The following is a 12,908-nucleotide window of genomic DNA, read 5'->3' as shown; positions in this document are numbered from 1 at the left end:
AAATTTATTAATGATTATCAAAATAATCTGAAGAATGATAATCTTTTTCTTGATCAGTTGTATTTAAATTTTCATTGTTATCAGTACTAATGGTAGGAGAATTATTATAATTAGTAGTCGGTTCACTTTCAGTTGAAATAGTATTTTCACTCTGATCATCAGTAGAAACTTTACCTTCTAGAGTGTCTAATTTGTTTTGGAAACCTTGAATGACCAATATTTGAGAATTTAATTCTTGATCAATGTCTTTATTACGGTTTTTTAAAGTTTGTAACTCCGCTTCATTTAAAATTATCCTTTCTTTAATTTTAGTTAGATTATCTTGTTCTTTGTCAGAAATTTTGGAGTTGGCTTTTAAGTCAATTTTATTGTAATCGTCACGAATAATTTTTTCTAAATATAAAATTCTATCGGAATTACGAACTTTTTCTTTAGTAAGCTTGATGGTAAAACTTTTTGCATTCGTTAAATCATCAATTGCACAAGATTTTTGAATATCTAATTTAAAATCTTCAAGAACTGGGATTGCTAATTCTTTTTCAGTAGTATTTGAATTGATGAAAGTATTGGATAAATTATGAAAAGAAGTGAATATTGTCATACTTTTATCATCATTATATTCGTATGCAAAATTTCCTAACCAGCTTTCACCATTTGGTGAAAATTTAATATCTGAACCATACACTTTATTAACAATTCCACCTTTCACTTTACCTCCTTGTTTTTTGATAAAATTCTTCCAAGTAGTTACTAAGACATCCTTATTACAAATTGGTAATGTAAAACTTAAGGATTCCATAATCTTGTTTTTTTCCGTATATGAAGATTCTTCAATAGTTTGAGAATGTGCAAAAGCACAGATAAAACTTAAAAGTATAATAGGTGTTTTATTCATTGTTTTAAAGATTTAATATAATGAGCTGCAATTTCCTCACCTGAACTTACCGATTTTATAGCCCATTTTATTTTTAAATTAAGTTTTTGAATTTCAGTTAACTGCCAATTTAAATGACTATCTTCCAATTTCTTTCTCATTTCATAAAAACATATTCCGGCTGCTACAGAAACATTAAGACTTTCTGTAAAACCTATCATTGGAATTTTAATACACGCATCAGCATAATTTAAAGTTTCTTCATTTATACCTTTAAATTCAGTACCAAAAATTAAAGCTGTTGGCTGAGTTAGTTGAAAATCATAAATATCTATAGCATTTTTTTCAGGAGAAACTGCTACCAGTTGATATCCGTTTTCTTTAATCTCTTTTAAAGATTCCAGATTTGAAGATTTATAAGAGATATCAACCCATTTATCGGCTCCTCTTGCTACGGTACTTTCCGGCTTAAATTCATTTCTGTTTTCCAAGGCAATCAATGATTGAAACCCAAAAGCTTCCATACTTCTAACTATGGCACCGGCATTACGATATTGATACAGATCTTCAAGTATGGGAAGTACATAGTTTGACCTGTAGTTAACTAAATTTTCTATTTTTTCAAATTTTTCTTTTGATATAAAATCTGTTAAATAGTTATATAAATCCAAATTATTCAAAAATTCTTTTGAAATCATGTTTCAAAAATAACAATTAAAGCTGTTAATATTTTCATAAATTGCAATTTAAAACCGAGAAATATAGATGAAACGTAAAATTTTATTAATTTATACAGGAGGAACTATAGGAATGATCAAAGAGTATAGTACCGGAACACTAAAACCTTTTGATTTTAATGCGCTATTAAAGCATATACCCGAGATAGAACTAATTGATGTAGATATAGATATCAACGTATTTGAAAAACCTATTGATTCTTCAGACATAGATATTCATGATTGGATTAAATTAGGTAATATACTTGAAAATTCTTATTTCAAATATGACGGATTTGTAATATTGCACGGAACGGATACGATGTCCTACACTGCTTCTATGATGAGTTTTATGTTACAAGGATTGAAAAAACCTGTAGTATTTACGGGATCTCAATTGCCAATTGGTGAATTACGAACAGATGCCAAAGAAAATTTGATAACTTCAATTTATTATGCTTCTTTATATGAGAATGATAAGCCAGTTATCAACGAAGTGTGTATTTATTTTGAATATAAATTATATAGAGCAAACAGAACAACCAAATTCTCAGCAGAACATTTTGATGCTTATATTTCTCCCAATTATCCTAAATTAGGAGAGTCCGGCGTTAATCTTGGAGTTTTTAAAGAATATCTTTTAAAACCTGGTCATACAGATTTTAAGGTAAATAAAAATCTTGCTAATAAAATTGATATATTCACATTTTTTCCGGGAAAAAATAAGTATTTATTAGATCGAATGGTTTCAGACAATGATCTAGAAGGGATTATCTTAAGAACCTTTGGTTCGGGAAATATTCCTTCCGACAAAGAAACATTAAGAGCCTTACATAAAGCTAAGGAGTTAGGAAAAGAAATTATAGTTATTACACAGTGTGTAAGAGGAAATGTAAATTTTGGAAAATATCATAATAGCCTCATATTTAAAGATTTAGGAGTAATATGTGGTTATGATATAACAGTAGAAGCCGCTACAACTAAGCTAATGCATTTACTCGGACAAAATTTAAATGGTAAAATACTCAAAAAACAGTTTGAGGAAAATTTATCCGGTGAAATAACTAATTAAAATTAACTAATTTCAACCATTATTTTAGTCTTTAAAATAATTAAAATTGCTTGTAAACTAGGCTAATATATTTATTTCTTATAATTTACTTTTATTATAGTATATAAATATAACTTTATATACAAAATTATAAATATTAATAAATAAAATTATTTTATATTAATATCACAATATTAAGTATTATCGATATTAAGATAAGATATTATTTAAATAAATACTTTTTATATTAAACATTAATTAATAAAAAATGATGAAATAATATTAATTGAAAAAGTATGTTTATATTAGAAAAAGTAAAAATAAGAAACTCCTAGATTAGATGTATTATGAGATTTAAACCATTTTCCATTCTTAGAATACACTTTATTGTTATCATAAATATTATTTAACCCCCAATTATATCTGATACCTATTTCGTGTTTACGAGCAAAGCTAATTCCACCTCCTAATCCTGCTGAAATATCAAATTTTGAAGCTCCTCCGTACCATTTTTTGTCTCTGTGTTTATTTTTTTCATGAATTAAATAACCAATCTGTGGACCGGCTTCTATAAAAAATTCGTGTGTTTCTTTTCCTCTACAGCAAGGAGGGAATATGAAATCTCCAAAATAGTACTTAACCATTAACGGAATGTTAATATAAGTCTGATAAAATTTAACATTAATATCTTTACCATCTTTTTCTCCTTGTTCAGAATAAACTATTTCAGGCTTAAAAAACCAACTATCGTTGAAGTCATTAAAAGGAATTTGTGCAAACAAACCTACTGCAGGTGCAAAAATACGGGTATCTGAGTGTTTATGCACATTTCTGATATTTGTAAATTGTAAACTCCCTTTTACACCAAATTTAACTTGCGATTTTAATGTAGAAAAACTTAAAAATAAAATTACTACATAAAAAATTTGTAAATTTTTAATCATTTTATGAAATATAACTTGTAAATATTTTAAATATATTAATAAACTTTTATAAAAAATTTAACATTTGCGCAAATATAAACATTATTTTAAAATATAAAAATGAAAATAATCTGAGAAAATATCATTAAATAAATATAAAATATATGTAATAATTAAAGATTATTTATTTGTATTTTATATCATTTGTTTATATTAATACAAGAAAAAATATTTATAAATAACTTTTTTAATTTAATTTATTTCTTAATATTTAATTCGTATGCACTTAAAATAATTATTTTTTAAATCTAAATATGTTACTATTTATAACTAGGATTAAGCTAACCATGACCTAATTAAAAATTTTTTTTAATTTAAAAAATAACATTTAATAGTATAAAATTATAAAAAAAAAAATTATTATAAAAAACTTTTATAATAAATTTTTTAATTATGTGAAGTAAATTTTATTATTTTTAAATTATTATCATAAAAATTAATAAATAAGATGATATTTATTTAAAAATTAACACTATTATATTTAAAATAGTTGCTAATATTTTATATTAAATAATAGCATTTTATTTAATGTATTAAATTTAATTAAAAAATAAATCAAAATGAAATGAGTTTTATATTTTATGTTTATATAATGATATATATTTTTAAATGTGTTTATTAATATAAATATGTATATTTTTATTTTTTATATTTAAAATATTAAAAATTAAGTAAGGGAAATATTGATTTTTAAAAAAATAATAGTATTTTTGCATAAAATTAACACTAATAAACGCCTTATGAAATTTAGAAGAATTATTTCCGCTCTTAATTTAGAAAATTCCTTATTATTTATTGCTTTAACATTATTTTATTGTTTTGCTAAAATGTTAAAAATAGCAACGTCTTAAAAACATATTTATCATTACAATATATATTATCTTGTATTTTAGTTGAATATAGATTTTAAATATATATGTGACTAATATTTTAAAGTGATTATAAAAATTTTAAGCTTAAAAAAATAAAGGGAATATGTTATCATATTCCTTTTTTTATGATTATTTAATTATAAAAAAGAATCAATTATTAAAAACTCACTAGTACGATTAACTATAGTATTAATAATATCAATGGTGTAACCATTACCACTGTGTTGGAAATAATACCAATAAAGAAAAAAATATATCCGTTGGTATAGGTATTTATTGGAGGCTGCTTTGGCACCGACATTAAAAACGGATGAATACCAACTATAGTCTTTGGTATAAGCTATAATTATAATTTTATAAGGCTTTAAATTTATATTTATTTATGAGAAAAAATAGATTGTTGTATTTTAAATCATGAATTTTTTGGTCACATAAATCTTTTATTATAAATTTGTATATATTTAAATTAGACATTTGACATATTAGACATAGAAAAATTAATTGAACATTCTAAATCACTCTGAATTACTCAATACAGAGTGATTTTTTATATTCTAAAGTAAACTTTTATTATGATGTAGAATATTCAAATTCCTAATTATTATATTAAAGATAATCTTAAAATATTTATTTGATAATAGTACGTTCAGTGTAGTTTTATTCAAGTTTTTCGCAAGTATCTAAATATAGATATTTGCGCCTTGCATTAAATTTATAACTCTTCCTATTAGTTAATAGGAGGTAACCCCAGCTCTTTTAGAAATTCATTATGTTTATCCGTATTTGTTTTTATGCTTTCGTTTATTGATATCAATTTTTTATTCACCTCTTGTAAATCAATTGGTACTTCCTCTTCTGATATATCTACATATCTCGAAATATTTAGGATATACCCATTTTTCACAATTTCTTCCATCGAAACTTTACGAGAATATCGTTCTATTTCATATCGGTGCTGATAGGTTTCGACAATTTTATCTATATGTTTATCTTCTAATGAATTTTGCCTTTTACCTTTTTCATAATGTTCACCGGCATTAATAAACAAAATATCATCCTCTTTTTTACATTTTTTCAAAACCAGAATACATACCGGAATACCTGTTGAGTAGAATAAATTGGAGGGTAATCCAATAACCGTGTCAATATTATTATCTTTTAATAGCTTAGTTCGTATTCGCTCCTCTGCTCCTCCGCGAAATAAAACACCATGAGGCAATATAATAGCCATAGTTCCTTCTTTAGCTAAAAAGTGAAATCCGTGTAATAAAAAAGCAAAATCAGCTGCTGATTTTGGTGCCAAGCCATGACTTTTAAAACGAAAATCTTCTGCCAGAGTATCGTTCGGCTCCCAACGTAAACTAAAAGGTGGATTAGCTACTATGGCATCAAATTCGATCTTTTTAGAAGGATTCATTTCGTTCAATATATCCCATTGGTTAAGCAAAGTGTCTCCGTGGAAAATTTCAAACTCGGTATCTTTCATACCGTGTAGAAGCATGTTCATACGTGCCAGATTGTAAGTCGTTACGTTTTTTTCCTGCCCGTATATTTTCCCTATAGTACCGCCATTTTCCCTTAATTTGGTTCTTACATTTAATAGTAACGAACCCGAACCACAGGCAAAATCCAATACTTTGTCTAATTTAGATTTTGGACCTCTTACAGGGTCTTGAGTATCTAAGATAACAATTCTGGAAAGAATGGTTGAAATTTGTTGTGGTGTATAAAACTCTCCTGCCTTTTTTCCTGAACCGGCGGCAAATTTTCCAATCAAATATTCATAAGCATCTCCAAGAGTATCGGTATCTGTAGAAAAATCAGCAATGCCTTCGGCTATTTTTGTAATTATCTTACAAAGCTTATCATTTCTTTCTTTGGAAGTTTTTCCGAGTTTTTCCGAGTTCAAGTTGATTTCAGAAAACAAACCTTTAAATGTGGTTTCAAACGATTCGTTTTCAATGTAACGGAACCCTTTTTGAAGTGTTTCCAATAAATCATTATCTTGAGTACGAGCCAGTTCGATAACATTACTCCATAAATATTTAGGTTTGATAACATAATGCACTTTTCTACGCATCTGCATTTCAAAATTTTCTATATCCTCTTGGTTTTTGTCGTACCAGAATTGTAAAGGGAGAGGTATAATAAAATCATCTCGGTTATCTTTAGAAGAACTTTCGGGATAATCTTTTCCTAATTCCTTTTTGGCTGCTTCTTCATAGTTAAAAGACAGATACCGGAGAAAGAGAAATGAAAGCATATAGTCACGAAAGTCATCCGCATTCATGGCTCCTCGCAATTGATCTGCTATATCCCAAAGTGTATCCCCTAATTTATTTTTATCTTGTTGTGTCATACTGTATCTGTTTAAGTTTCTTAGTTAAATATTTCTGGAAAATGAAATTCGTACTTTTCTGTAAAACCGGTAAAAATTCTTTTGAAAAGTTCTTTGTTGTCATCTCCCATTTCTAGGGGGTCGAATATTGAATATTTACCATGGCTGAATAATTGTAATGCCCGTTCAAAAAGCACTTCATCTTCTAAACCGACAATACATTTATCAATTTTATCATATCCAAAAAAAGTTGCCGTTTTTTCTAAAATACTTCTCAAGGAATTAAAATGATATGTATAAATTTTATTTGATTCACAGACTTTTTTTAATTCGCTCAGTATGGCTATATGATGAAAAAAAGGGGTATCTTTGGTATTTTGTAAAGCATATCCATCAGTTCCTTTACTATGTAAAAAATAACGTTTATACTGCAGTTTTTTTCTACCAAATTCATTGAAAAGTACGTTAAAGAACAAGCTGTGATGCGTTGAAATTACCGTTTTAATCATGTTACCTTCTGTGGTAATTAAATTACATAAATCACAAGCAACCGCAATAGCATTATTTTCATCAAGGGAGGATATGGGATCATCAATGTAAATATACTTCACCCAACTGTATGCAGGGTCTTTATCAATAGCTAACTGACAAATGGCAAGAAAAAAACACCATATAAATAAGGTTTCTTCTCCTCTTGAGATTTTAATATTCTCTATAGTTTGTTCATTTCCGTCAACAATCATGCTTCGTGAAAAAGCTACGGTGGAGGTATCATAATCGATGTCGAAATTTAAATCTGCATAATTATTAAAGAATGATTCAATTTTGACATCCAAATCCAACTCATGTAATCCGTCAAAAAATACAGAGTCAGGATTTAATTTAAGTACTCGGTTGGTATCATTTTCAAGGTCATTATTCCAGAAAAATAAATCTTCAGTAAATGCATTGAAATATAAAGTATCCCGACTGGTTACATTACCATCAACATCAACCTTTTTTCCGGCCTGTTTAAATTCCATGGAAAGCCGTGTTTTACCACTACCATTATGAGCAAATAATAATACCAAATTTTTCATTTTACGATTATCTCCTATTAAGTCTTTTCGGAGATGTTGGGCTACTTCTGCAAGGTCTGTAAAAATAGTTATTTCACTCATATTTTAGTCGTTTATTTTAGGAAACAATCTCTGCATCAACCCTTTTTTATGCAGTTTTAATTGTTTTATCTTCTCTGTTTTAGATGTGATTAGAGCATCTAAAAATGAAAGACAAGAAGCGATTTTTTGTTGTTCTTCTAATTTTGGAGGCATAAAAACTTTGACTTGTCTTAAATCAGTTTTATTAATCTTAGGATGACCGCTTCCTGAAATTACAGATGAAATATTTGCAACGCCAATATCACTTGTTAGGTATTGATAAATAAATTGATTATCTATATCAGATTTAAATTTTATCATTATCATATTAGGAGCTAATGTAGCTGGCTTTTCAATAAATGGCATCTGCCAAACTTCACCAACGTTTGCTCCTATATTTGCCATTAAAAGTTCACCGCCAAAGAGCGATGATTTATTTAAGAATAAATATGTGTTCTTATCTACATATTTTTGATTTGAATGCCCTAATCCAGCTCTTAAATCGGTCAATCTAACATAAAAAGCATAGTCTTCTGAATCTAAAACATTCAAATTTTTTCTAAGAGATTGAAAACTTCCATTTGCTACATAATCAGTTAAAATTGTTTTTATCTTATCTATAGGTTTCTCTACCCACTCTCCATCATTATCGAACTCTTTAAACCGATATTTAGGTACTTTTTCCCCTTCTTGAGGAAAAAGCTTTTGCATTAATCCTTTTTTGTGGTCTTTAAGCAGATCCAGCTTTTGGCTCTCAGATGCTATGACCTCATCTAAGGAAGAGAGGCAAGAAGCTATTTTTTGTTGTTCTCTTTTATCCTTAGATAAATAAATTGGAAGTAATTTAATTATGTCTGCATTTAAATTTTTTACTGCTGCTCCTGCCGCATTTGTATGAAAATATTTTTGACTTGCCTCTGATAAAATAAAATAGTATAAATAATATTCAAAAGTTTTATTGGAAATATTTCTTATTGCTATCCATCCATCATGAATACAAGTTTTAATTTTAAGAATATAAGGACGTCCAAAACTCATTGAGTTAGATAGGATTAAATCACCCGGATTTACTTCTCTGGTACTGCTTAAACCTTCCTTTATTATTTTTTCTTTTGTTTCAGTTATATATTTTGAATCAGAAGAGACATCTGCTATTTTCAACCAATTTAGTCCACTTTCATTAGTAGTCAAAAAATCTTGAATAGGTCTTGGAGAACCACCACGAACAATTTCTGAAATTTCCCCTAATTTCTTAGTATCCCATTCACCTTCATCCACAAACTCAGGAAAACGCAATTTGGGTATTAATTCTTTTTTCTTACTCATAAGCATCTAATCCTGATATTTCACGTCCTTGGGCTAATTTATTTAATTGGGGTACTAGGTCTTCCATCAATGCTAATTCTTTAACCCTGCGTTCTTTCCAGCCTAAGCTTAAGGGTTCTAATAAATCCGTAAGCTTTTCCCCGTCAAAAATCATCCGGCTCATGATCTCTTCTACAAAAGCTTTCAGGTCTGCTGTTTCTAATCCGTACTTGTGAGCTATGGCAGCTAGTTCTTTGTTGTGTTTTTGAACTTTAAATGTATTGTACCCTTGATAAAGCGACTTTACATCCTGACCGCTGTTCCAATCCAAACTGTTGATATATTCGGTTAAATCTTCTTCTTCTTCCATTAAATTGGAATTGGATTTCAGCAAACTAATTACCTGTTCTTTAGTCATCTTATGCTTAGAAGGTTTCTTTTGCGTATTGTCTGCAATCAGATTCATGATATAATCATAGTCTATTATAGCAGAGGCAAACAATACAAATTCAAAATCCAGTTGTTGAATTTCGGGCGGTACTTCATCGCCTCCTTTTTGCTGGATTTCTCTTAGTCGCTTCGCTGTTTCCAAATACGAACTTCTAAATCTTTGTAAAGTTTCGTAAGGTAAAATGGTTTCGATGGTAGTTTTTTGATCTTCATCCAAGTCTGTATATTGATCAAGCTGGGTTTTAAGCCGTTGTACCTCTTTAAAATTTTTCACAAAGGTAATCCTTGCAGCATCTCCTCTCAATCCGTATACTTCTTGCGGTTCATTAACAAGGTTTTGTTGTTGCATAAAATCTCCCAATTTATCTACGGCTTCTTTATATTTTTCAATAATTACCGGAGCAGGATCAACCAGCCAAATTTTTCTGGACTGTCCACTGTCTTCTCCCGAAAAAAGAGCGATAGCTTGATTTACGGCATCCTGCTGCGAACGGAAATCTAAGATATTGCCGTAAGGCTTGGAATCATTGAGTACCCGATTGGTTCGTGAAAATGCCTGAATCAGTCCGTGATATTTTAGGTTTTTGTCTACGTACAAAGTATTAAGGTATTTGCTGTCAAAACCTGTGAGCAACATATCCACTACTATGGTAATATCAATTTTATTTTTATGTGGATAATCTTTATTACTATATTTTTGATCTTTAATGCGTTTTTGTACGTCCTGATAGTATAAATCAAACTCATGGATGCTATGATTCGTACCGTATTGTATATTGTAATCGGTAATAATTTCCGTTAAAGCTCTTTTCTTTTCTTCAGGGTTTTGTGTATTGTCTTCTCTTTCCTGAATTAAATCTTCCTGAAGTTGCTTGATATCTGCTGCATTCTTTTGGCTTTGACGGTCTCCATCCTTAGCAATTAACTGAGCGGGTGGTGAAAATACACAAGCAATATTCAACGGCAGATAATCAGGATTTTCGCTTTGTTTCTTTTTCTGAACTTTTTTGAATAACTGATAGTATTCAATAGCATTGTTGATAGAAGCAGTAGCCAAAATAGCATTAAATTTTCTGTTGTTGGTTGCTCCATTATGCTTCTCCAAGATGGACTCCACAACAGCCTTTCGTTCAACCGTTTCTCCCTGATTTATTTTAGTAGAATTTTTGCCTTTAAAAAAATCTATGTGAAAACGCAATACATTTCTATCATCAATAGCATGAGTGATGGTATATTTATGCAACACTTGATCAAATATATCTTCTGTCACTTTGTATGTTGCTTTTCCATCTTCTCTTATAACATTAGTCGCATTATCTTCAAAAATGGGTGTACCTGTAAAACCAAATAGCTGTGCATTGGGAAAAAACGCTTTTATCGCTGTATTATAATTTCCAAATTGAGAACGATGGCATTCGTCAAAAATGAAAACCATACGTTTATCTTTCAAAGGTTCTAACCTCTTTTTATAAATTTCTTTACCGTTTTTTTCCTTTGCTTTGTTATGCTTACTATCTTCCTCAGCTAAAGCCAAACCCAATTTTTGGATGGTAGTAACAATTACTTTGTCTGCATAGTCGGTAGAAAGCAAACGCCTTACCAATGTTTCTGTATTGGTATTTTCTTCTACACTCCCTTCCTGAAATCTATTGAATTCCTCCCGGGTTTGTCTATCGAGATCTTTCCGGTCAACCACAAACAAACATTTTTCAATATCAGGCATATCTTTCATCAAAGTAGAGGCTTTGAAAGAAGTTAGGGTTTTACCACTTCCTGTGGTATGCCAAATGTAACCATTTCTTCTGTTTTGTTTAATAGATTTAATAATAGCCTCTACTGCATAAATCTGATACGGACGCATCACAAGCAATTTTTGTTCGCTTTCCACCAGTACCATATATTTGCTAATCATTTCTCCAAGTGTGCATTTTTTGAGGAATTTATCAGCAAAATCATAAAGATTATTAATCTTGTTATTATTGATGTCAGCTAATTCATAAACCGGAAGAAATTGTTCATCTGCATTAAATGCAAAATGCTCATTTTTATTATTCGCAAAGTATAAGGTTCTGCTTACATTACTCACTATAAATAACTGCATAAAGCAAAGTAGAGAATTTCTGTAACCGTTGCCCGGATCGTTTTTATAATCCACTATTTGCTGCATGGCTTTTCGCGGCGATATATCATACTTCTTTAATTCAATCTGCACCACAGGCAAACCATTGATTAAAAGAATAACATCATAACGTTGATGACTGTTTTCTGTATTAATGCGTAATTGATGTATGACTTCATAATCATTTTTACACCAATCTTTGATGTTTACCAAGGTATAGTGTAGAGGAGTTCCATCTTCACGCAGGAAGTATTGTTTTTCACGCAACATTTTGGATGTAGTAAATACATCGGAATTAATTATTTCTTCCCGAAGTCGAGAAAACTCACTCTCTGTAAGATGAACACGGTTAAGCTTTTCAAATTTGGCTTTAAAGTTTTTCTCAAGCGTTTTTCTATCAACTATATCCGGGCGATAATTATATTTTAACTCTGAAAGTTGTTTAATTAATTTTTTCTCTATTTCTATTTCTTTAATCATATATAAATGTATATGCCAAAATGATATATTTTTTTCCCTGTTCTGTTAATTACAGATGGTTAATAGTTTATATGTTCTGTTACAAGTTAATTAGATAAATAGTACAAATATACATAAAAAGCAACGCTTATTAATGATCATAAATCATATTTACTATTCTAATATTATCTCATCTAAGCCCTTAAGAAAATTCAATTTTTTTCATCCCGAATGGGTATTTTTTTAATCTATTTTTATGTTAATTATGGGAAAAGCAGTAAAATATAGAGTTTAAAAATATAAATTACCGAAATAATAATGGGATCCGATGAGCCTTAGCGGTTATGGCAGATGCATTAGGATGATTCTTGCAGGTAAATCCGTTTTTGGGTGTAAATTCAGAAGATTTTAATTTGATCCCCGTTGGTATTAATATACGTTTCGTAGATTTATCTTGTCTAACTTCAATATGCAAAGGCGCTAACGTTTTCCCCTTTGCTATTTCATTTCGCCTATCAAAAACAAATCGTATACTTAAATTGTCCATATTACAAGTTGTAACAAAATTTTTGTTACAAATTTAAAAAAGTGTAACAAAAAAA

9 protein-coding genes are annotated in these 12,908 nt (G+C 29.1%); 1 reads left to right on the top strand and 8 read right to left on the bottom strand.

Translation table 11 applies throughout. The annotated features are described in order from the left end of the window. Positions 1–7: 7 nt before the first annotated feature. Both GFU93_RS00840 and GFU93_RS00835 read right to left on the bottom strand, forming a co-directional pair. Positions 8–895 (bottom strand): hypothetical protein, encoded by an 888-nt coding sequence (locus GFU93_RS00840; protein WP_160566243.1) that lies wholly within the window; start codon positions 893–895, stop codon positions 8–10. Further along, positions 892–1,572 (bottom strand): RNA methyltransferase, encoded by a 681-nt coding sequence (locus GFU93_RS00835; protein ID WP_160566240.1) that lies wholly within the window; start codon positions 1,570–1,572, stop codon positions 892–894. Before GFU93_RS00835 ends, GFU93_RS00840 begins: the two co-directional genes overlap by 4 nt. 67 nt (positions 1,573–1,639) lie before the next feature. Between GFU93_RS00835 and GFU93_RS00830 the strand changes: the two genes are divergently transcribed. Next, entirely contained in the window at positions 1,640–2,662 is a 1,023-nt protein-coding gene (locus tag GFU93_RS00830) for an asparaginase (RefSeq protein WP_185150446.1), read from the top strand. A 284-nt stretch (positions 2,663–2,946) separates the two neighbouring features. Here GFU93_RS00830 and GFU93_RS00825 read toward each other — a convergent pair whose 3' ends face one another. From GFU93_RS00825 to GFU93_RS00800, 6 genes are all read right to left on the bottom strand, one after another. Beyond that, the gene (locus GFU93_RS00825; protein ID WP_160566237.1) at positions 2,947–3,585 is read right to left on the bottom strand and encodes a porin family protein; all 639 of its coding nucleotides are present in this window, start codon (positions 3,583–3,585) and stop codon (positions 2,947–2,949) included. 1,638 nt (positions 3,586–5,223) lie between these two features. Beyond that, the gene (locus GFU93_RS00820) at positions 5,224–6,855 is read right to left on the bottom strand and encodes a type I restriction-modification system subunit M (RefSeq protein WP_160566234.1); all 1,632 of its coding nucleotides are present in this window, start codon (positions 6,853–6,855) and stop codon (positions 5,224–5,226) included. Between the two features lie 20 nt (positions 6,856–6,875). After that, positions 6,876–7,994 (bottom strand): AAA family ATPase, encoded by a 1,119-nt coding sequence (locus tag GFU93_RS00815; RefSeq protein ID WP_160566231.1) that lies wholly within the window; start codon positions 7,992–7,994, stop codon positions 6,876–6,878. Between the two features lie 3 nt (positions 7,995–7,997). Continuing rightward, the gene (locus GFU93_RS00810) at positions 7,998–9,305 is read right to left on the bottom strand and encodes a restriction endonuclease subunit S (RefSeq protein WP_160566229.1); all 1,308 of its coding nucleotides are present in this window, start codon (positions 9,303–9,305) and stop codon (positions 7,998–8,000) included. Continuing rightward, entirely contained in the window at positions 9,292–12,327 is a 3,036-nt protein-coding gene (locus GFU93_RS00805) for a type I restriction endonuclease subunit R (protein WP_160566226.1), read from the bottom strand. Before GFU93_RS00805 ends, GFU93_RS00810 begins: the two co-directional genes overlap by 14 nt. Before the next feature lie 283 nt (positions 12,328–12,610). Continuing rightward, complete coding sequence (locus GFU93_RS00800) at positions 12,611–12,853, bottom strand: hypothetical protein (RefSeq protein WP_160566223.1); 243 nt, start codon at positions 12,851–12,853, stop codon at positions 12,611–12,613. Positions 12,854–12,908 lie beyond the last annotated feature (55 nt).

The organism is Apibacter sp. B3546, assembly GCF_009827885.1.
Lineage (GTDB): Bacteria > Bacteroidota > Bacteroidia > Flavobacteriales > Weeksellaceae > Apibacter.
The sequence above is the reverse complement of the archived record's forward strand: the minus strand, read 5'-3'. Positions and strand labels throughout refer to the sequence as shown.